This window comes from Streptomyces sp. HUAS TT7, from assembly GCF_051550175.1.
GTDB lineage: Bacteria > Actinomycetota > Actinomycetes > Streptomycetales > Streptomycetaceae > Streptomyces.
The window spans coordinates 3,486,638-3,506,919 of the sequence record NZ_CP196175.1; the positions used below are offsets into that span (position 1 = coordinate 3,486,638).

Consider the following 20,282-nt stretch of genomic DNA (forward strand, 5'->3'; position numbering starts at 1 on the left):
ACAGAAGCGGGCGGCTCAGGGTCCCGGCACGAAGGAGTCGAGCGCGGTGTCGAAGGCCCGCTTCGCCTCGTCGAGCCGTCCGACCGGCGCCGACACCCACACGTCGTACATCCGCCCGAAGTCGTCCCAGCACTCGTCATAGGTGTGCCGGGCGCCCTCGGCCCGGGTGAATCCGTTCCAGGTGAACTCCCACAGCGCCGCGTCCCGCCCGTGGTGGGTGGTCGCGGTGACCTTGCCGTCGCGGTAACCGGGGTTGCTGGCGGGCCCGTTCGCGGCCGCGAGTTTCATGACGCCGAGCGGCCCGCCGGACACCGCGTTCTGAGTGCGGATGCCGATCCGGAGGGCGCCGTCCGGGGACTTGTAGAACACGCGCTGCTCGTCGGTGGTACGGACGTAACCCTCGGGCAGGACGAGTGTGAAGCCGTCCGGGTCGCGGACGGCGCGGAATCCGTCGGGCACCGGGGGCGGCGGGGCCTGCCCCGGGGGCGGCGGAGGAGGCGGCCGCCAGGAGGCGCCCGGCGGGGCGGCGCCGGTGCTCGGCGCGGACTGCTCCACCGAGGTACGGCCCCCTCCCGCGTCGCCGAGCGCGAGGACCGCGACGGCCGCGCCCGCCCCGGCGAGCACGATCACCAGCGCGGCTCCGACCAGCACACCCCGGGCCTGCCAGGGTCGCGCGACGGGCGAGGGCGATGTGACGGGTGTGGCGGGGAGTTCGGGGGCCGGCGGCACCGGCTGGTCGACGCGCTCGGTCGGCACGTAGCGCGGTCTGGGGGTGCTGCCCGTCGCGGCGAACGTACGCAGCAGCGACTCCGCCTCCACCGCCCCGAGCCGGTGCGCGGGGTCGCGCTCCAGGAGGCCGTGGACGACGGGGAGCAGCGGGCCGGCGGCCCGGGGCGGGCGGATCTCGTCGAGGACGACGGCGTGCAGGACGCCGCCCAACGAGTCGCGATGGAAGGGGGATTCGCCGCTCAGGGCCGCGCACAGCAGCGCGCCGAGGGACCACAGGTCCGACTCGGGCCCGGCGTTCGCGCCCTGCATCCGCTCGGGCGCGGTGTATTCGGGCGAGCCGACGAACGCGCCCTCCTCGCTGATGGTCGAGGTTCCCGGCACCTGCGCGATGCCGAAGTCGGTGAGCACGACACGTCCGCTGCCCTCCTCGATGAGGACGTTGGCGGGCTTGAGGTCGCGGTGAAGGACGCCCCGGGCGTGGGCGGTGGCGAGCGCGCCGAGGAGGGCGACCCCGATGCGGGCGGCCTCCTGGACCCCGACGGGCCCGGCGGAGGCGAGCCGGTCGGCGAGCGAGCCGCCGTCGACGAGTTCCATCACGATGTACGAACGCCCGCCCGCGCCTTCGGGGCCGGCCTCCTCGACGACGTCGTGGACGACGATGACGTGCGGGTGCTTGATCTGGGCGACCGCGCGGGCCTCACGCAGCGCCGCGGTGGCCGGCGCGCCGCCCTCGGGGTGCAGTTCCTTGACGGCGACCTGGCGGCCGAGCAGTTCGTCCTGCGCGCGCCAGACCGTGCCCATCCCGCCCCGGCCGAGCCTCCCCCCGAGGCGGTAACGCCCCGCCACCAGACGGGAATCGGGACGGCTTTGGGGATCTCTTGGATCCTGCTCTGCTGTGGTCACCGGGTCCCCCTCGATCCACCCGCACAACGTCCAGGGCCCATCATGCCGCACCCCGGGCGGGCTCCGACGGCGTTCGCCGCAGGTGGGAACGGCCCGGTCAGGCGCCGTTGGAGGAGGTGGGCTGCCAGCCCTGGAGCACCGTGTCGAACTGCTGGCGGATGGTCGCCCAGTCCTCGTCGGGGCCCGACATGTAGATGGCGTACTCGGGTTTGCCCCCCTCGCCGTAATACATCTGGTCGATGGCGTGCCGCTTGCCGGGGAAGTCCTGCTTCTCGTAGTAGGTGAACTCCCAGAGGGACGACTTCACCTGGTCCCGGAAGGTGTTGCTGTGCAGGGTGAGCCGCTTGTACTGCAGCCGCTCCTTCAGCGTCTTCTCCAGGTTGAGCATGTGCATGTACGGGTTCTCGAAGTCGGGCACCTTGTCGATGCTGATCCGGATGCGGTGCTTGCCGTTGTCCGGGGTGTAGTCGATCTCGGTGCCGTCCATCTGCCGCTTCCAGCCCTTGGGCACGAGCAGGGTGAAGCCGGCCGGGTCCTTGACCCGCTGAAAACCGGCGGGCACGGACGGGTCGCCGCCGGGCTTGTTGCCGGACTCGGGGGTGGTGGACGGGCTGGAGGCCCCCGTGCCGCCGCCCTCCGAGCCGTCCCTGCCCTCCTGGTACTTCATGTACGCGAATCCGGCGCCCACGCCGACGACCGCGGCCAGTACGACGACCAGGGCCACGGTGCGCCAGCGGCGCCTGCGCGGCGCGGGCCGGGTGGCGGTCTGCGGGGCGGGCCGCTCCGGGACCGGGCGCGGGGCTGCGTCGAGCTCGGTGGGCCCGGTCTGTGAGGCAGCGGCCGAGCGCATGTCCCGCTCGGACATCTGACGGGTCGGCACATAGGCCTGGGCGGCCTTGGAGGCACGCCCCTCCATCGCGTCGAGGAACATCCGCTCGGCCTCCGCGGCCGAGGGGCGCTCCTCCGGATCCTTGCGGAGCAGCGCGACGATCACGGGGGCCAGCGGTCCGGCCCGGTCGGGCGCCGGGGGTTCGTCCTCCACCACGGCCTGCATGGTGGAGATCGGCGAGTCCCGGCGGAACGGCGACTCGCCCTGCACGGCGGCGTACAGGGTGGCGCCGAGCGACCACAGGTCGGAGGCGGGGCCCGGGTGGGCGCCCTGGACCCGCTCGGGCGCCAGGTAGTCGATGGAGCCGACGAGTTCGCCGGTCTTGGTGATGGTGACGTCGCCCTCGATGGCGGCGATCCCGAAGTCGGTGAGCAGCACCCGCCCGTCACTGGCGAGCAGCACGTTGCCCGGCTTCACGTCCCGGTGCAGGACGCCGGCCGCGTGGGCCGCGCGGAGCGCGCCGAGGACGTGCAGGCCGATGCGGGCGGCCTCGCGCGCGTCGATGCGGTGGTCGTCGGCGGCCTTGACGGCGTCGGCGAGCGAGGGCCCGTCGACGTACTGCATGACGATCCAGGGCCGGTTGTCGTGGTCGAGGACGTCGTGCACGGTGACCACGCCGGGGTGGGTGATGCGGGCGGCGGCGCGGGCTTCCTTCTGGGTGCGTGCGTGCAGGATCGCCCGGTCGGCCTCGGCCACGTAGAGGGCGGCGGTGAGTTCCTTGACGGCGACGGTGCGGTGCAGGACCTCGTCGTGGGCACGCCAGACCTTGCCCATACCGCCGCGGCCTATCGCGTCGCCGAGCCGATAGCGCCCGGCGAGCAGCAGCCCCGCGCCGGAGCCGTTCGTGCTGTGAGTGTTTTCCACGTCCCCCGCCCGCCCAGACCTTCCCTACGAGGTCAGATTACGGAGCGGAATCCGGCCAGGGAACCTCGGGGCACCCAACCGTGACCATACGGACCGTTGGTCCCGCGGTGATCGGGTCTTTCGGCCGTGTTTCGAGCCGAACAAAACCGTCGAATCCCGTGCGGGCGGGGTGATTTCGGGGACTGCGCAGCGTGACCGGATGTCAGCGGGTGGCCTGATAGGCGCCGGTGGCCTGCCCGAAGACCTCCGTCACCTTGTCACGCTGCGCCTCCGGTCCGATGACCTGGACCACGTGATATCGGCCATTAATGATCATGGCGAGATTGCGCACATAGACCTGGCGGCCGTTGCTGTCGCGCCAGGTGAACTGCCCCTCGGCCATGGACCGCTGCCCCACGTCGATGCGCCGCAGCCCGGTGGAGGTGGACCAGCTGGAGTCCCGGTAGGGCTGGAGTTCGCGCTCCTTGTCGGCCTGGTAGGCCAGCGGATCCGACCCGTTGTCCTTCACCGGGTCCCGCCCGGGAACGACGATCAGAGTGAAGTCACCTCCGACATAACGGACTTGCCCGGCATCGTTCATGGGCTGCCGCTGCCAGCTCTTGTCGACACCGACCTGGAACCCCTCGGCGTCCTTGCGCACGGCGTAACCGGCGGCCGGGGTGGCACCGGTCCCGCCGGACCCGGTGGTCTGCGTCTGCTGCGAGGGCGGCGTGCCGCCGGGCGTGGGCACTTGGGAGGCTCCGCCGGGGCTCTGCTGCCCGTCGGTGTGCGGCGGGGTGACGCTGCCGGTGTTCTGCGCGGAGTCCGACCGCGGCATGAAGAGCACGGCGTACGCGATCGCCGCGGCGAGCAGCACCAGGATGAGCAGGAGGAGGAGCCGGCCGAGCGACCTCGGTCTCCGGCTCCGTGGCGCGGCCTGGCGGTGGCGGCCGTGCTCGGCGGGCGGGGCGACGGGCACGGGGGCGGCGCCGCGCCGTCTGCGCCGTACGAGTTCGCCGCGGCGGCGCAGGATGGGGAGCCGCTTGGCGTCGGGCACGATGAGCGGGGCGATGCGGGTACCCGCGTCCGGCTCGGGCGCGGACCGCACCAGCGAGCGCAGCCAGCCGCGCAGTTCCTCGAACTCCGGCCGCTCGGTGGGGTCCTGGCGCAGCAGCGACTCGACGACCGGCCGCAGCGGCCCGCACTCCTCGGCGAACGCCGGCGGCTCCCCGCACACCATCTGGACGAGCTCGGCCGCGCTCTCCTCCGGGTAGGGGGCGTGGCCCTGCACCGCGCGGAACAGCAGGGCGCCGAGCGCCCAGAGGTCGGTGGCGGGGCCGATCGGCGGGGCGAGCCGCCAGTTCTCGTGCACGGGCCCGGCCTGCTCGGGCGCCCAGCGCTCGGTGACCGCCCCCACGACGGCCATCCGGGCGTGCCGGGCCCGCTCGGCGGCGAGCCGGCTGGCGGGGCCGCGGTAGGGAGCGTCGGCCGGGTCGGTCCGCTGTTCCGGCGCTCGCTGCTTGACCACCGGGACGGGCAGCGGAGCACTGAGATGCGGCTGACGCTGCGAGTCGGCGCGGAAGGCGTCGGCCCGGAAACCCGGGGGCAGGGCGGGGGTTCTGGGGGCGGGAGCGGGGGCGGCAGACGCCGGGTTGTCCGAACTCCGTTGAGAATTCCGGGAGTTGGTCTCATCGATGGACGGGTTCGGGGTCTCGGCCGCCTGGCGCGGGGCGGGGCGCGGGACCCAGCGTCCGGTCACCGGGTCGTACTGGCGGCGGGTGCGCCCGGAGTCGGGGCCCTGGTCCTCGGCGTACGGGCTGGCGGGGGCGCCGCTCGGGACCCGGACACCGCGTACGGGGTCGTACATGCCCTGGTCGCCGCGGGCATCAGGGGTGGCCCAGCTCCCTTCGAGCCCGGCGCGGCGGGCCTGCTCGGAGGGAGGCGTGCCCTCGGGCGCGCTGTCCGGGGCGGGGCGCTGCACCGGGAGGTCCGTGCCGGTGCGGGCCGCGGCCCTGGCGCCCGCGCGGTACGCGGCGATCACCCCGGCCCGCGCGGCGGCCCCGGGCGACGCGGGGCGCGGGTCGGGCCCACCCCCGGAAGTGCTGGTCGGTACGGCCTCGTTCGAAGTGCCGCTCGGTGCGGCTTCGGCGGGGCCGGTCGATCGCTCGGGCGGTGACGCCTCGCCGAACCCGTCGCCGTCCGGCGGGAGCGGCACCGGGGCGTATCCGCACAGAGCCTCCTCGGCGGCGCCCGCCGCGAGGCCGGTGAGCACGACCCGGCCGTCGTCGCAGATCAGCACCGTACGGGCGGTGATGTTGCGGTGCGTCCAGCCGTGCGCGTGCAGCACAGCGAGCGCGGTCAGCACGTCGGAGGCGACCTCGGCCGCGCGGAAAGGGTTCAGCGGATGCTCTGCGAGCAGCGCCGACAGCGGGCGCGCGGCGACCAGTTCGCTGACGATCCACAGCGAACCGTCCTGCGCGAACACGTCGAAGACCTGGTCGAGGCGGGGATGGTCGGGGATCTGCGCGGCCGCCTGGGCCGCCTCGACGGCCCGGCGCACGGCCGGATCGGCGGGCCGCCGGGTGGTCCGCCCGTAGCCGGGCGCGGCGCCGTACCCGCTGCCGATCCCGCGCATATAGGCGTCGGGTGTCCCGTACGCGTCGTCGCCGTCGAGCACCTCGGCGTCGACGACCTCGGGCAACGGGACCTGCCGGACCAGGACTTCCTGTCCGCTGTAGGTGTCGAAGGCACGCGTCTCGACGAGGTCGTAGGTGTCGTCGGGGGGCAGCGGCAGCCGATAGCGGTCGGCGAGCACCCGACCCGCATAGTCGTCCACGACGCCTCCCCACAGCGCGCTGTTCCCCCGGACCACGGACCTCAGTCCCGCCGCAACCCGTCAATTCCGGTCGTTTACCGGCTCATTGTGGCTGCGTACGGTCCGCGAACTCTCACGATACGTGGCCCCGCCGCATCACGTCCGGGGGATGGACGTTTCCCCGGGCGGGGTCAGGCGGGCTGGAAGGTGGCGAAGAACGCCGCCAGCGTCTGCTGGGTCTCGGGCTTCGACCAGTCCGCGTCCTTGGCCGAGAACATGATTCCGTAGCCCTGGCTGAGGCTGACGACGAAGCCCCGGTCCACCGAGTGGTACTTGGCTCCGCTGTCGTCGTCGAAGGTGAACTCCCAGTCGGCGGCCGGCCAGCCCCGGTAGTTCGCCGCGGCTATCTTCACCCGCTTGTAGCCCGGCCTCGTCATGGACGACTCCTGGTCCGTCCAGTCCGCCACCGGGTTCGACTTGGGGCTGTCGGTCCAGCCGATCAGGAGGCGCTGACCGTTGGGACCGTTGAATCGGACGCCCGCGTCGTCGGTCTTGCTGTACGACCAACCCGCGGGCAGGCCTATGGAGAAGCCCTGGCTCGACTTGTAGGGAGTGGTGGCCGCAGTGCCCGTGCCGCCCGTGCCACCACCCTTGTTGTTGTCGCCGGTGCCCGTGCCCGTGCCCGTGCCGTCACCCTTGCCATCGCCCTGTCCGGCCGTGGCCGCGGAGCCCTGGCCGGACGGGGTGCCTCCGCCTGAGGGCTTCTGGCTGCCGGTGCCCTTCTTGCTGCTCGCCGGGGAGCCGGCGGTCGCGGGCCCGCTCGCGGTCGGCTTGTCGCTCTTCGACTTGCCTGCGGAATCGTCTCCTCCGCTGAGCGAGACGGCGAGCACGGTGCCGAGTATGACGAGCGCCGCGACCACCGCGATGATCACCAGGGTGCGGCGCGGCACGACATCGGTGAGCGGCGCGCGCGGCGGCGGCACCGGGCCGGACGGCGCCCCGGACTTGGGCCGCGGCGCGGGCACCGCCTTGTTCCGGACGTCCCGCGCCTCCCGGGCGCCCTGCGCCTTCTCCTTGGCCGACGCCTTGGCCTCGGCGGCCGCATTCCGTACGGACTTGAGCGCGCCGCGCACCCGCTCGGCGGCCGCGTCGGTCTTCGGCTCGCCCGGCAGCGGCGGCAGCGGCGGCAGCGGGACCACCCGGGTCGCCTCGGGCGAGACCGGCTCGGGAGCGGGCTCCGGGCGCTCCGGGGCGTTGAGCACCTCGGTGAGCAGCTTGCGCGCGGCAGCGTTGTCGAGCCGCTGCGCCGGGTCCTTCGCGAGCAGCCCGTAGATGACCTGCTCAAGGAGCGGCCCCGCGTTCTTCGGCGGATCGACCGGCTCGGTCATCACCGCGGTCAGCGTCGCGATCGCCGAGCCCTTGTCGTACGGGGGCACGCCTTCCACGCTCGCGTACAGCAGCCCGCCGAGCGACCAGAGGTCGGCGGCCGGACCGGGCTTGTGGCCACGGGCCCGCTCGGGCGAGATGTACGAGGGCGCGCCGACGAGCATGCCGGTGGAGGTGATGGAGGGGTCGCCCTCCACCTGCGCGATGCCGAAGTCGGTCAGCACGACCCGGCCGTCCTCGGCGATCAGCACGTTCGACGGCTTGACGTCGCGGTGCAGGATGCCTTCCCGGTGCGCGGAACGCAGCACGTCGAGGATCGCGAGCCCCACCTCTGCGGCCCGGCGGGGCGTCAGCGTCCCGTCCTCGCGCACCGCTTCGGCGAGCGACTTGCCCTCGACGAGCTCCATCACGATCCAGGGCCGGTCGTCCTCGTCCACGACGTCGTAGACGGTCACGGCGGCGGTGTTGCGGATCCGCGCGATCGCCTTGGCCTCGCGCAGGGTGCGCGTGATGAGCCGGCGCTTTTCGTCCTCGTCGATGCTGGAGGGGAAGCGGAGCTCCTTGACGGCAACGGTCCGCCCCAGCGTCTCGTCGACGGCCCGCCAGACGGTCCCCATCCCGCCGCGCCCGAGCACCCCACCGAGCCGGTAGCGGCCCGCGAGCAACCGGCCTTCACCGCCGCCCTTCTTGGGGGCTTCTGCTGCGGCAACGGGCTTGGCGTCGGCGGAGCGGCGAGCCGGCTTCGCGTCGGTGGTGGGCGTGGTGGACTTGGCGTCGGCCGAGGGGGAGGCCGACTTCCCGAGCGGCTTGGCACCCTCGGGCTTCGCTGCCGACTCGGCCCGGGAAACCTCAGGGCTCGGCTGAGCCACCGGCTTCGCAGCCGACTCGGCAACGGCAGACCGGGAACCCGACTCGGCGTCCGCAGCCTTGGCAACCGGCTTGGCCTCGGAGGCCCCGGAGCCCGGCTTGGGCTCGGTCGAGCCACCCTCCGCGCTCGGCTCGGCAGCCGCAGCGCCAGGCTTCGCAGCCGGCTTGGCGACCGACGTCCGGGGGTCCGGCTTGGTCTCCCGGGCAGCGGCATCCCGCTCGGCGCCCGCAGCGCCGGGCTTCGCATCCTCCGGCCGGGAACCCGAGTTGCCCTTCGGGGCAGCCGCATCCCGCCCGGCGTCCGACGACTTGCCCGCCGCCTTCGCCGGGCGTCGCCCGGACTTCGTGCCCGCCTCGCCCGAGGCGGACTCTGCGGGCGTCGGCGACGCCCCCGGTTCCTGCCGCTCGTCCCGCTGGGGTTCCCGCGACTGCTCCGCCTCCGACATGCGTCCCCTCTGCGATTCCTGATCTTCGCCCGCGCCGGCCTCGGCCCGCGGCCTGCCGCGACCTGCCTCGTGGAGGCGGCCCGGCTCACCGCTCCGACCTGCTTGTCCTGCCGGGTGCCCGGCCGCACCGGAGCCGCTCTCGAACTCGGCGTCCGCGCGAGGCCCGTAACCCGCCCTGGCAGAGCCCCCATTGTCCCTCACGCCAGGACCGGTGATGGTCCCGGGTCCGACGTCCGCCAAGATGGCTCCGGAGGAAGGGGAGCCCGCCATGCCGACGTTCCGGGCGCTGCTCGCCGCACCGCTGGCCACGACGCTGACCACGGCGCTGTGCGTGCTCGGCACGACGCCGCTGCCCGGCGAGGAAGCCCCTTCCACCACGCGCACCGCGCTGGTCCGCCTGGTCACCGACGGCGGCGCCCCGGCCGCCGCCCTGCTCACCGAGGACGCCTCCGGCACCCGGTACCGCACCGCGGGCAGCGCCCTCGGCCGCGCCGACCACTTCCGCGCGGGCAGCGTCACCAAGACGTTCGTGGCCACCGTCGTGCTCCAGCTGGCCGCCGAGGGCAGGCTGGGACTCGACGACACCGTGGACCGGTATCTGCCCGGGCTTGTGCGCGGGCACGGCAACGACGGCCGCCACCTCACCCTGCGCTCCCTGCTCTCCCACACCAGCGGTCTCTTCAACTACACGGCGGACACCACCGTTCCGGTTCCACTGGGCCCCGACGAAGCCATCCGCACCGCGCTCGCCCACTCCCCCGGGCCCCTCGGCACGTATGCCTACTCGAACACCAACTACGTGCTGCTCGGCCGGATCGTCCAGGCCGTCACCGGCCGCACCTACGCCGCCGAAGCCGAACGCCGCATCATCACCCCCCTCCATCTCACCGACACCTCCTTCCCGGGCGCCCGCACCACGCTCCCCGAACCGCACAGCCGCGCCTACACCCCCGGCGGCCGCGACGTCACCGAACTCGACCCGCGCCAGGCGGGCGCCGCCGGCGAGCTGATCTCGACTCTCGCCGATCTCAGCCGTTTCTACGCGGCCCTCCTCGACGGCACCCTGCTGCCCGCGCCCCAGCGACACGAACTGCTCGGCACCTCCGCCACCCGGGGCGTCTACGCGCTCGGCATCTACCCCCAGCGGCTCACCTGCGGCTTGACGGTATGGGGGCACAACGGCCACATATCCGGCAGCTACGTGCGCGCCGCCGCCACCCCCGACGGCCGCCACACCGCCGTCTTCCGTATCAACACCGACTCCCTGACCGACCCCTCCCTCGAACTCGCTCTCCTCGATGCCGAGTTCTGCCCGGCACCGGACCCCTAAACCGGTGCGATGTCCGGCGCACCGAGCCGGGCCGCGTCCGCCGTCAGGTCGTCCGGCTGACGCTGCGACTCCCGCTCCGCCTCCACCCGCTTCTCGTAGTGCTCCACCTCCTTCTCGATCTGCTTCTTGTCCCAGCCGAGCACCGGCGCCATCAGCTCCGCGCACTCCCGGGCCGAGCGCGTACCCCGGTCGAAGGTCTCGATCGAGATCCGGGTCCGCCGGGTGAGAACGTCGTCGAGGTGGCGGGCACCCTCGTGCGAGGCGGCGTAGACGATCTCGGCGCGGAGATAGTCGTCGGCCGCGGCGAGCGGCTCGCCGAGCGACGGATCGGCGGTGATCAGCTCCAGGAGGTCCTCGGCCATCGAGCCGTACCGGTTCAACAGGTGCTCCACGCGCACCACATGGAGCCCGGTCCTCGCCGCGATCCTGGCCCGGGCGTTCCACAGCGCCCTGTATCCCTCGGCGCCGAGCAGCGGGACGTCCTCGGTGACGCAGGCCGCCACCCGCTGGTCGAGCGCGTGCACCGCCTCGTCGACGGCGTCCTTCGCCATCACCCGGTACGTCGTGTACTTGCCGCCCGCCACCACCACGAGCCCCGGCACCGGATGCGCGACGGTGTGTTCGCGCGAGAGCTTGCTGGTGGCGTCGGACTCCCCGGCGAGCAGCGGGCGCAGCCCGGCGTACACGCCCTGGACGTCGTCCCGGGTCAGCGGCACCGCGAGCACCGAATTGACGTGTTCCAGGAGGTAGTCGATGTCGGCGCTCGATGCCGCGGGGTGCGCCTTGTCGAGGTCCCAGTCGGTGTCGGTGGTGCCGATGATCCAGTGCCTGCCCCAGGGGATGACGAAGAGCACGGACTTCTCGGTCCGCAGGATCAGCCCGGTATTCGAGTGGATCCGGTCCTTGGGCACCACCAGGTGGATGCCCTTCGAGGCCCGTACATGGAACTGCCCCCTCTCCCCGATCAGCGCCTGGGTGTCATCGGTCCACACCCCCGTCGCGTTCACGACCTGCTTGGCGCGGATCTCGTACTCCCCGCCCGCCTCTCCATCCTGCACCCTGGCACCGACAACGCGTTCGCCCTCGCGCAGGAAGCCCACCACCCGGGCCCGGTTGGCGACGTGTGCCCCGTACGAGGCCGCGGTGCGCACCAGGGTGGTCACATAGCGCGCGTCGTCCATCTGGGCGTCGTAGTACTGCAGCGCTCCGACCAGCGCCTCCTTCTTCAACGCGGGGGCGACGCGCAGCGCGTGGCGGCGGCTCAGATGACGGTGCGTCGGCAGCCCTCTGCCGTGCCCGGACGACACCGACATCGCGTCGTAGAGGGCCACGCCCGAGCCCGCGTACAGGCGCTCCCAGCCCTTGTGCTGCAGGGGGTAGAGGAAGGGGACCGGTTTCACCAGGTGTGGCGCGAGCCGTTCGAGCAGCAGCCCTCGTTCCTTGAGGGCTTCGCGTACGAGGGCGAAGTCGAGCATCTCCAGATAGCGCAGGCCGCCATGGATCAGCTTGCTGGAGCGGCTTGAGGTGCCCGATGCCCAGTCCCGCGCTTCGACCAGGCCGGTGGCCAGGCCCCGGGTCGCCGCATCGAGTGCCGTGCCCGCTCCGACCACCCCCGCGCCCACGACCAGCACGTCCAGTTCGCGTTCGGCCATGGCGGCGAGCGCCTGTGCGCGCTGCTCGGGTCCCAGTGTCGCTGTCCTCACGGCTTGCCTCCCGTGGATCGGGGTGGTCGCGCGGACCGGGTGGTCCGGCTCACATCCTCGATTCTGGACGGGACCACCGACATCGGCCACCGCCTGTGGACAACACTCGGATTGCCGCGCCCTCCCAATGCCGTAAATCGGTCATATTTCCTCTTAGTCTGACATTCCGCACGCTCGTTCTGTCCACAGGGCTTGCGCTCCATGTCCCCTCCGGCTAAGGGAAAGGACGGCCACATGCCCGCAGATCTCGCCGTCATCGGACTCGGCCACCTGGGCCTGCCCCTCGCCCAAGCCGCCGTCGCCGCCGGCATCCAGACCGTCGGGTACGACACGGACCCATGCGCCGTCGCCGAACTCAACGCCGGACGCACCCACGTAGACAGCTCGCTCACCCCCGCCGGTCTGCGCCGGATGCTCGCGGGCGGCTTCCGCACCGCGATGGACCCCGCCGAACTGGGCCGGGTCCGTACCGCCGTCATCTGCGCGCCCACCACCTTCGGCGCCGAACGCACCCTCGACCTCCGCGCGGTCGCCGAGGCCGCCCGCGCGCTGGCCGGGCGGCTGCGGCCGCACACCACCGTCATCCTGGAGTCGGCCGCACACCCCGGAACCACCGGGGAGTTCCTGCGCCCGCTCCTCGAAGAGGGCTCCGGCCTGCGGGCCGGGCGCGACTTCCACCTCGCCTACTCGCCGAGCCGCATCGACCCCGGCAACCGCACCCACAGCTTCGCGGCGACCCCGAAGGTCATCGGAGGGCTCACCCCCGCCTGCACGGAGTCGGCCGCAGCGTTCTACGGCCGCCTCACCGACAAGGTGGTCCGCGCCCGAGGCCTGCGCGAGGCCGAGATGTCCAAGCTCCTCGAAACCAACTTCCGGCACGTCAACATCGCCCTGGTCAATGAAATGGCCGTGCTCTGCCACGACATGGGCATCGACTTCTGGGACGTCATCCGCTGCTCGGAGACCAAGCCGTTCGGCTTCCAGGCCTTCCGGCCGGGACCGGGCGTGGGCGGCCCCGGCATCCCGCTCGACCCGGCCCCGCTGCCCTACGCGGGCCTGCGCATGGTCGGCCTCGCCCGCGAGATCAACGCGCACATGCCCGGCTACGTGATCCAGCGCTCCACCACGCTCCTGAACGAGCACGGCAAGTCGGCCCGCGGCGCCCGCGTCCTCCTGCTCGGCGTCACCTACAAGCCGGACTCCGCCTGCCAGGAGGGCTCCCCCGCCGATGAGATCGCCGGGCGGCTGATGGATCTGGGCGCGCAGATCACGTACCACGATCCCCATGTGCCGACCTGGCGCGTCCACGACCAGCCGGTGCCGCGCGCGGACGCACTCTACGAGGCCGCCGCCCACGCCGATCTGACAGTGCTGCTCCAGCACCACCGCACGTACGACCTCCAGGGCCTGGCGGTCAAGGCGCAGTTGCTTCTGGACACCCGCGGCGCGACCCCGGCGGGGGCGGCGCACCGACTGTGATCGGGCCTTTATTTATCTCTTACGCCCAGGCCGACAGGGCTGTTACTCTTCGGGGCCGCTCAATCGCACAGTCGTGCGCTTGTCCATGTTTGTTTCCAGGGGGGAACGCGAAGATGAGCCAGTCCTTTCCGCCACCGCACCAGCCGCAGCAGCCGGGCCAGTTCGACCAGGCCCAGCCTCCGCAGGGCGGTTTCGGCTACCCGGCGGCGCCGCCGGCCGCTCCGGTGCGGAACAACTTCGCGCTCGGCCTGATCGCCGCGGTCGTCGCCGCCGTCGTCACGGCGGGCATCTACGGCGCGATCATCGGCGCCACCAAGCACGAGATCGGCTACGCGGCCGTGGGTGTCGGCTTCCTCGTCGGCTTCGCCGCCGGCAAGGCGGGCGGCCGCAACCCCGCCCTCCCGGTCCTCGGCGCCGTGCTCTCGCTGGTCGCCGTGTACTTCGGCCAGCTGCTCGGCGCGGCGATCATCGTGAGCAAGGAGCTGCCGGTGACGGTCTCCGAGCTGTTCTTCGACCACTTCAGCGTTCTGAACGAGGCCTGGAAGGCCGACGCGGACCCGCTCACCTTCCTCTTCTTCGCGATCGCCGCCGTGGCGGCCTTCTCGGGCGCCAAGAAGGCCGCCTCTTAAGAGGGCTTCGACAGAGAGCCTCCTTAGGAGGTCTTCGTCACGAGCGCGGGACGTACGCCGAAGGGGCCCGGATCACCAGGTGATCCGGGCCCCTTCGCGTTGCGTGCGTCAGCGCTTGTGCTGCGCGTCCGCCACCGTGACCTCGACCCGCTGGAACTCCTTGAGCTCGCTGTAGCCGGTCGTCGCCATCGAGCGGCGCAGGGCGCCGAACAGGTTCATCGAACCGTCCGGGGTGTGCGAGGGACCGGTGAGGATCTCCTCGGTGGTGCCGACGATGCCCAGGTCGACGAGCTTGCCGCGCGGCACGTCCTCGTGGACGGCCTCCATGCCCCAGTGGTGGCCGCGGCCCGGCGCGTCGGTGGCGCGGGCCAGCGGGGAGCCCATCATCACCGAGTCGGCGCCGCAGGCGACGGCCTTCGGGATGTCGCCGGACCAGCCCACGCCGCCGTCCGCGATGACGTGGACGTACCGGCCGCCGGACTCGTCCATGTAGTCGCGGCGGGCCGCGGCGACATCGGCGACGGCGGTGGCCATCGGGACCTGGATGCCCAGGACGTTGCGGGTGGTGTGCGCGGCGCCGCCGCCGAAGCCCACCAGGACGCCGGCCGCTCCGGTGCGCATCAGGTGCAGGGCCGCGGTGTACGTGGCGCAGCCGCCGACGATGACCGGGACGTCCAGCTCGTAGATGAACTGCTTCAGGTTGAGCGGCTCGGCGGCGCCCGAGACGTGCTCGGCCGAGACGGTGGTGCCGCGGATGACGAAGATGTCGACACCCGCGTCCACGACGGCCTTGGAGAACTGGGCGGTGCGCTGCGGGGAGAGCGCGGCGGCGGTGACGACACCGGAGTCGCGCACCTCCTTGATGCGCTGCCCGATCAGCTCTTCCTTGATGGGCGCCGCGTAGATCTCCTGGAGGCGGCGGCTGGCGGTCGCCTCGTCCAGCTCGGCGATCTCGTCGAGCAGCGGCTGCGGGTCCTCGTACCGGGTCCACAGACCCTCTAGGTTCAGCACGCCGAGGCCGCCGAGCTCACCGATGCGGATCGCCGTCTGCGGCGAGACCACGGAGTCCATGGGGGCGGCCAGGAAGGGCAGCTCAAAACGGTAGGCGTCGATCTGCCAGGCGATCGAGACCTCCTTCGGGTCCCGGGTACGCCGGCTCGGGACGATGGCGATGTCGTCGAACGCGTACGCCCTGCGGCCGCGCTTGCCGCGCCCGATCTCGATCTCAGTCACGTTGTGTGGGCCTTTCCCTCTACGTCTGCATGCCCCAGTATCCCCGACATACGGGCGAGGGGCGGCCCCGGGAACTCCCGGGGCCGCCCCTCGCCGGGTACCGCGTGCTACTTCCTGCTGTAGTTCGGCGCCTCGACGGTCATCTGGATGTCGTGCGGGTGGCTCTCCTTGAGACCCGCCGAGGTGATCCGGACGAACTTGCCGTTCTGCTGGAGCTGGGGGACGGTGCGGCCGCCGACGTAGAACATCGACTGGCGCAGACCGCCGACGAGCTGGTGCACGACCGCGGAGACCGGGCCGCGGTAGGGCACCTGGCCCTCGATGCCCTCGGGGATCAGCTTGTCGTCGGTGGACACGGCCTCCTGGAAGTACCGGTCCTTGGAGAACGAACGCTGGTCGCCGCGGGACTGCATCGCGCCGAGCGAGCCCATGCCGCGGTACGACTTGAACTGCTTGCCGTTGATGAAGAGCAGCTCGCCCGGGGACTCCTCGCAGCCCGCGAGCAGCGAGCCCAGCATCACCGTGTCGGCGCCCGCGACCAGGGCCTTGGCGATGTCGCCCGAGTACTGCAGGCCGCCGTCGCCGATGACGGGGACGCCCGCGGCCTTGGCGGCGAGCGAGGCCTCGTAGATCGCGGTGACCTGCGGGACGCCGATGCCGGCGACGACGCGGGTGGTGCAGATGGAGCCGGGGCCGACGCCGACCTTGATGCCGTCGACGCCCGAGTCGATGAGCGCCTGGGCGCCGTCACGGGTGGCGATGTTGCCGCCGATGAGGTCGACGCCCGAGGAGTTCGACTTGATCTTGGCGACCATGTCGCCGACCAGGCGGGAGTGGCCGTGCGCGGTGTCCACGACGATGAAGTCGACACCGGCGGCGATCAGCGCCTGGGCGCGCTCGTAGGCGTCGCCCGCGACACCGACGGCCGCGCCGACGAGCAGCCGGCCGTCCTTGTCCTTGGCGGCGTTGGGGTACTTCTCGGCCTTGACGAAGTCCTTGACCGTGATGAGGCCCTTGAGGATGCCCTGCTCGTCCACGAGCGGCAGCTTCTCGATCTTGTGGCGGCGCAGCAGCTCCATGGCGTCCACGCCGGAGATGCCGACCTTGCCGGTGACCAGCGGCATCGGGGTCATGACCTCGCGCACCTGGCGGCTGCGGTCCGACTCGAAGGCCATGTCGCGGTTGGTGACGATGCCGAGCAGCTTGCCCGCCGAGTCGGTCACCGGGACACCGCTGATACGGAATTTGGCGCACAGCTCGTCGGCGTCGCGCAGCGTCGCGTCCGGGTGCACCGTGATCGGGTCGGTGACCATGCCGGACTCGGAGCGCTTCACCAGGTCGACCTGGTTGGCCTGGTCCTCGATGGAGAGGTTGCGGTGCAGCACGCCGGCGCCGCCCTGACGGGCCATGGCGATGGCCATGCGCGCCTCGGTGACCTTGTCCATCGCCGCGGAGAGCAGCGGGACGTTCACCTTGATGTTCTTCGAGAGGTACGAGGAGGTGTCGATCTGGTCGGGCGCCATGTCGGACGCGCCCGGCAGCAGCAGCACGTCGTCGTATGTCAGCCCGAGCGTCGCGAACTTCTCGGGCACTCCGTCGACGTTTGCAGTCATGACACCTTCCCCAATGGCCTTGATCGGTGCGGATGTCCATGCTAACGGGCTGTGCGGGTGTCTCATTCCACGAGCAAGATCATCTGGATTCTTTGTATGTTCGCACGTGGTTGGCAGGGGGCTGGCGCGCCTTTTACGCGCCCAGGTACCGCCTACTGCTCGGCGAGCGCTCGCAGCCGACTCAGCGCGCGGTGCTGGGCGACCCGGACCGCGCCGGGCGACATGCCCAGCATCTGCCCGGTCTCCTCGGCGGTGAGGCCGACGGCGACCCGCAGCACCAGGAGCTCGCGCTGGTTCTCCGGAAGGTTGGCGAGGAGCTTCTTGGCCCATTCCGCGTCGCTGCTGAGCAGCGCGCGCTCCTCCGGGCCGAGCGAGTCGTCGGGCCGCTCCGGCATCTCGTCGGACGGCACGGCCGTCGAACCGGGGTGGCGCATAGCCGCCCGCTGAAGGTCGGCGACCTTGTGCGAGGCGATGGCGAAGACGAAGGCCTCGAAGGGGCGCCCGGTGTCGCGGTAACGCGGCAGCGCCATCAGGACGGCGACGCAGACTTCCTGGGCGAGGTCCTCCACGAAGTGGCGAGCATCACCCGGCAGCCGGTTGAGCCGGGTGCGGCAATAGCGCAGCGCGAGGGGGTGGACATGCGCGAGCAGATCGTGCGTCGCCTGCTCGTCGCCGTCGACCGCGCGGCGAACGAGTGCACCGATGACCCCTTGGGCCGCAGCCTCGTCGTCGCGCATCGATCCATGGTGCCCCGGCGTCGTCCCCTCCGTGGCACCGCGTCCGTAGTTGTGCACCGAAGCGTTATGAGCGGGTGCGCCGGAACTCATCCCCTGCACCCCCCTCCCGCTCGACCGACCTGTCCCCGAGGAACTCCACACCTACAAGGATGCGGCATCGCGGCGGAAGCATCACCTACTGCTGCCTTTCGCGGGGCGACCGGGCCCGCCCGCCCGACGGCGGACGGGGCTCCGACCGGCTGTTGCACCTGCCGTCAGCGCACCAGGCCCCAGCGGAAACCGAGCGCCACGGCGTGCGCCCTGTCCGAGGCGCCGAGCTTCTTGAACAGCCGTCGGGCATGCGTCTTGACCGTGTCCTCGGAGAGGAACAGCTCGCGGCCGATCTCGGCGTTGGAGCGGCCGTGGCTCATGCCTTCGAGCACCTGGATCTCCCGCGCGGTGAGCGTAGGCGCCGCACCCATTTCGGCCGACCGCAGCCTGCGCGGGGCGAGCCGCCAGGTCGGGTCGGCGAGCGCCTGGGTGACGGTCGCCCGCAGCTCGGCGCGCGAGGCGTCCTTGTGCAGATAGCCGCGGGCCCCGGCGGCGACCGCGAGCGCCACCCCGTCGAGATCCTCGGCGACCGTGAGCATGATGATCCGGGCGCCCGGGTCTGCGGACAGCAGCCGGCGGACGGTCTCCACGCCGCCCAGACCGGGCATGCGTACGTCCATCAGAATCAGGTCCGAGCGATCGGCACCCCAGCGGCGGAGGACTTCCTCGCCGTTGGCCGCCGTCGTCACACGCTCGACGCCGGGCACGGTCGCAACCGCGCGGCGGAGCGCCTCGCGGGCAAGCGGGGAGTCGTCGCAGACGAGGACTGATGTCATGGCCGCCCTCCGCAGCTGATGCGCGTCACCTTGAGCCTCCAGGCTGGGTACATGTGTCACCTGTGCGATTGACGCCCTCGGACACCTGCCCGAGCGCTTGTTCTTTCAATCGCCTCCGCACTCTCAACGACGGTCACTCGAAAGAGTTACGGGTCGGGCGGGCACGTTCGGCACTCTACGTGAGGAAGCGCGCACACAGGAGAGTGTCGCGAACTGTCCGCCCAACTTTTGGAGCTATGCCCCATTTAGCGGCTTTTCTTCCCTTTTTCTGGTGTCTGCGGCTAGATTCCCAATGAGTCATATTTACATCTACTTACACAGGAGATGTACCTTCGTCGGTACCTACGTTTCGGATGAGCCCCTGTGCGCACCCGTACCGGCCCGCCCATCCGCCTCAGCACGGTTTCAAGGGGACAAGAGCAATGGCAGATTTCTCCCGCCTTCCCGGACCGAACGCCGATCTGTGGGACTGGCAGCTCCTCGCGGCCTGCCGTGGGGTCGACAGCTCGCTCTTCTTCCACCCGGAAGGCGAGCGCGGCGCGGCGCGGAGCGCGCGCGAGAGCTCGGCGAAAGAGGTGTGCATGCGCTGCCCGGTGCGTGCGCAGTGCGCGGCCCACGCCCTGGCGGTACGAGAGCCCTACGGCGTGTGGGGCGGGCTCACCGAGGACGAGCGCGAAGAGCTTATGGGCAGGGCGCGCAACCGCCTGGTGACGGCCGCCGCACCGGCCGGCGGCGACGTGGGCCCCTCCTAGAGACCTGGGCTCGGACCGGATCAGAAGAAACGTTTCTGCACCGTTTGGCACAGCGCCGGCGGCAAAGCGGTGGCTTGTGGCCGCGCCCTCTTGTCGCGCCTAGCCCCGCGCGGCGGCCCGGGCCAACTGGTCCAGGGTGGCCGCGACGGCCGGGACCTGCGCCAGGTCGGGCAGCGTGAGGGCGACGATCTCCCGCTCGACGGCGGGCTCGACGGTGACCGTGCGCGCACCCTTGGGCCGTACGGATTCGATGGCGAGCTCCGGCATCACCGCGACGCCCAGACCCGCGCCCACCAGGCCGATCACCGCCGGGTAGTCGTCGGTGGCGAAGTCGATGCGCGGAGTGAACCCGGACTCCTCGCAGACCTCCACCAGTTGGCGCCGACAGCGCGGGCAGCCCGCGATCCAGGGCTCGTCCGCCAGGTCCTTGATGGCGACGGTGCCCGCCTCGGCCAGCGCATGCCCCTCGGGCACCAGGCCGACCAGGCGGTCGACGAGCAGCGGGCGCACCACCAGGTCGTCCCACTCCGTGGCGTTCGAGCCGTACCGGAAGGCGAGCGCGATGTCGCAGTCGCCCTCGCGGAGCATCTCCACCGAGCGCGGCGGCTCGGCCTCGACGAGCGAGACCCGGGTGCCCGGGTGGGCCGCGCGCAGGGCGGCGAGCGCGGTCGGCACGAGCGTGGAGGAGCCGCTCGGGAAGGAGACCAGGCGCACCCGGCCGGCCCGCAGCCCGGCGATGGCGGCGACCTCCTCCTCCGCCGCGGTCAGCCCGGCGAGGATGCCGGCGGCGTGCCGGACCAGGACCTCGCCGGCCTGGGTCAGGCGCGTCTCGCGCCCGGTGCGGATCAGGAGCGGGGTGCCCGCGGACGATTCGAGGGCCTTCATCTGCTGGCTGACGGCGGGCTGGGTGCAGCCCAGCTCGCGGGCCGCCGCCGAGAAGGAGCCGGTGGCGGCGACGGCGCGCAGGACGCGGAGATGACGGGCCTCGATCATCCCTCAAGCATAAGCGAATCTTGGAGGGCGCGGCGAGAAATCGTTCGCCGCTTTGGGTTTGGCTCGGCT

Annotated in this window: 14 protein-coding genes; 4 read left to right on the forward strand and 10 right to left on the reverse strand. The window is 72.0% G+C overall.

The genetic code is table 11. From position 1 onward, the window contains the following. Nucleotides 1-15: 15 nt before the first annotated feature. The 4 genes from ACSHXC_RS15515 to ACSHXC_RS15530 all read right to left on the reverse strand — a co-directional run bounded on the left by ACSHXC_RS15515 (nt 16) and on the right by ACSHXC_RS15530 (nt 8,230). Complete coding sequence (locus ACSHXC_RS15515; RefSeq protein WP_438292198.1) at nt 16-1,530, reverse strand: serine/threonine-protein kinase; 1,515 nt, start codon at nt 1,528-1,530, stop codon at nt 16-18. Between the two features lie 199 nt (nt 1,531-1,729). Beyond that, nucleotides 1,730-3,295 (reverse strand): serine/threonine-protein kinase, encoded by a 1,566-nt coding sequence (locus tag ACSHXC_RS15520; protein ID WP_438296605.1) that lies wholly within the window; start codon nt 3,293-3,295, stop codon nt 1,730-1,732. Between the two features lie 292 nt (nt 3,296-3,587). After that, complete coding sequence (locus tag ACSHXC_RS15525) at nt 3,588-6,200, reverse strand: protein kinase (RefSeq protein WP_438292199.1); 2,613 nt, start codon at nt 6,198-6,200, stop codon at nt 3,588-3,590. Between the two features lie 170 nt (nt 6,201-6,370). After that, nucleotides 6,371-8,230 carry a protein kinase domain-containing protein gene (locus ACSHXC_RS15530; RefSeq protein ID WP_438296607.1) on the reverse strand — a complete coding sequence of 620 codons (1,860 nt, stop codon included), beginning with the start codon at nt 8,228-8,230 and terminating at the stop codon, nt 6,371-6,373. Between the two features lie 916 nt (nt 8,231-9,146). Here ACSHXC_RS15530 and ACSHXC_RS15535 point away from each other — a divergent pair. Then, nucleotides 9,147-10,208 (forward strand): serine hydrolase domain-containing protein, encoded by a 1,062-nt coding sequence (locus ACSHXC_RS15535; protein WP_438292201.1) that lies wholly within the window; start codon nt 9,147-9,149, stop codon nt 10,206-10,208. Here ACSHXC_RS15535 and ACSHXC_RS15540 read toward each other — a convergent pair. Next, a complete protein-coding gene (locus tag ACSHXC_RS15540; RefSeq protein WP_438292202.1) occupies nt 10,205-11,911 on the reverse strand; it encodes a glycerol-3-phosphate dehydrogenase/oxidase in 1,707 nt (568 codons plus the stop codon). The genes ACSHXC_RS15535 and ACSHXC_RS15540 overlap by 4 nt on opposite strands. Before the next feature lie 234 nt (nt 11,912-12,145). Here ACSHXC_RS15540 and ACSHXC_RS15545 point away from each other — a divergent pair, with 234 nt between their 5' ends. Next, nucleotides 12,146-13,390: a nucleotide sugar dehydrogenase gene (locus ACSHXC_RS15545; protein ID WP_438292203.1), complete on the forward strand. Its 1,245-nt coding sequence runs from the start codon at nt 12,146-12,148 to the stop codon at nt 13,388-13,390. Between the two features lie 113 nt (nt 13,391-13,503). Next, the gene (locus tag ACSHXC_RS15550) at nt 13,504-14,019 is read left to right on the forward strand and encodes a hypothetical protein (RefSeq protein ID WP_438292204.1); all 516 of its coding nucleotides are present in this window, start codon (nt 13,504-13,506) and stop codon (nt 14,017-14,019) included. Between the two features lie 108 nt (nt 14,020-14,127). On the opposite strand, the gene ACSHXC_RS15555 is transcribed toward ACSHXC_RS15550, so the two are convergent. The 4 genes from ACSHXC_RS15555 to ACSHXC_RS15570 all read right to left on the reverse strand — a co-directional run bounded on the left by ACSHXC_RS15555 (nt 14,128) and on the right by ACSHXC_RS15570 (nt 18,468). After that, a complete protein-coding gene (locus ACSHXC_RS15555) occupies nt 14,128-15,252 on the reverse strand; it encodes a GuaB3 family IMP dehydrogenase-related protein (protein WP_053730355.1) in 1,125 nt (374 codons plus the stop codon). Between the two features lie 107 nt (nt 15,253-15,359). Beyond that, nucleotides 15,360-16,865 carry an IMP dehydrogenase gene (guaB, locus tag ACSHXC_RS15560; RefSeq protein WP_438292205.1) on the reverse strand — a complete coding sequence of 502 codons (1,506 nt, stop codon included), beginning with the start codon at nt 16,863-16,865 and terminating at the stop codon, nt 15,360-15,362. Nucleotides 16,866-17,017: 152 nt separating this feature from the next. Then, nucleotides 17,018-17,602, reverse strand: coding sequence for a sigma-70 family RNA polymerase sigma factor (locus tag ACSHXC_RS15565; protein ID WP_053730357.1), 585 nt, complete (start codon nt 17,600-17,602; stop codon nt 17,018-17,020). Between the two features lie 254 nt (nt 17,603-17,856). After that, nucleotides 17,857-18,468, reverse strand: a complete 612-nt coding sequence (locus ACSHXC_RS15570; protein WP_003948568.1) for a response regulator transcription factor — start codon at nt 18,466-18,468, stop codon at nt 17,857-17,859. A 422-nt stretch (nt 18,469-18,890) separates the two neighbouring features. Between ACSHXC_RS15570 and ACSHXC_RS15575 the strand changes: the two genes are divergently transcribed. Beyond that, entirely contained in the window at nt 18,891-19,220 is a 330-nt protein-coding gene (locus tag ACSHXC_RS15575) for a WhiB family transcriptional regulator (RefSeq protein ID WP_438292206.1), read from the forward strand. Between the two features lie 99 nt (nt 19,221-19,319). On the opposite strand, the gene ACSHXC_RS15580 is transcribed toward ACSHXC_RS15575, so the two are convergent. Further along, nucleotides 19,320-20,213, reverse strand: a complete 894-nt coding sequence (locus ACSHXC_RS15580; RefSeq protein WP_438292207.1) for a LysR family transcriptional regulator — start codon at nt 20,211-20,213, stop codon at nt 19,320-19,322. Nucleotides 20,214-20,282: the final 69 nt, after the last annotated feature.

Excerpts from the sequence above, each read along its gene's own strand:
- guaB (WP_438292205.1), bottom strand. The coding sequence starts at position 16,865 with ATGACTGCAAACGTCGACGGAGTGCCCGAGAAGTTCGCGACGCTCGGG.
- ACSHXC_RS15515 (WP_438292198.1), bottom strand. The coding sequence starts at position 1,530 with ATGGGCACGGTCTGGCGCGCGCAGGACGAACTGCTCGGCCGCCAGGTC.
- ACSHXC_RS15565 (WP_053730357.1), bottom strand. The coding sequence starts at position 17,602 with ATGCGCGACGACGAGGCTGCGGCCCAAGGGGTCATCGGTGCACTCGTT.
- ACSHXC_RS15575 (WP_438292206.1), top strand. The coding sequence starts at position 18,891 with ATGGCAGATTTCTCCCGCCTTCCCGGACCGAACGCCGATCTGTGGGAC.
- ACSHXC_RS15520 (WP_438296605.1), bottom strand. The coding sequence starts at position 3,295 with ATGGGCAAGGTCTGGCGTGCCCACGACGAGGTCCTGCACCGCACCGTC.
- ACSHXC_RS15545 (WP_438292203.1), top strand. The coding sequence starts at position 12,146 with ATGCCCGCAGATCTCGCCGTCATCGGACTCGGCCACCTGGGCCTGCCC.
- ACSHXC_RS15580 (WP_438292207.1), bottom strand. The coding sequence starts at position 20,213 with ATGATCGAGGCCCGTCATCTCCGCGTCCTGCGCGCCGTCGCCGCCACC.
- ACSHXC_RS15535 (WP_438292201.1), top strand. The coding sequence starts at position 9,147 with ATGCCGACGTTCCGGGCGCTGCTCGCCGCACCGCTGGCCACGACGCTG.
- ACSHXC_RS15550 (WP_438292204.1), top strand. The coding sequence starts at position 13,504 with ATGAGCCAGTCCTTTCCGCCACCGCACCAGCCGCAGCAGCCGGGCCAG.
- ACSHXC_RS15570 (WP_003948568.1), bottom strand. The coding sequence starts at position 18,468 with ATGACATCAGTCCTCGTCTGCGACGACTCCCCGCTTGCCCGCGAGGCG.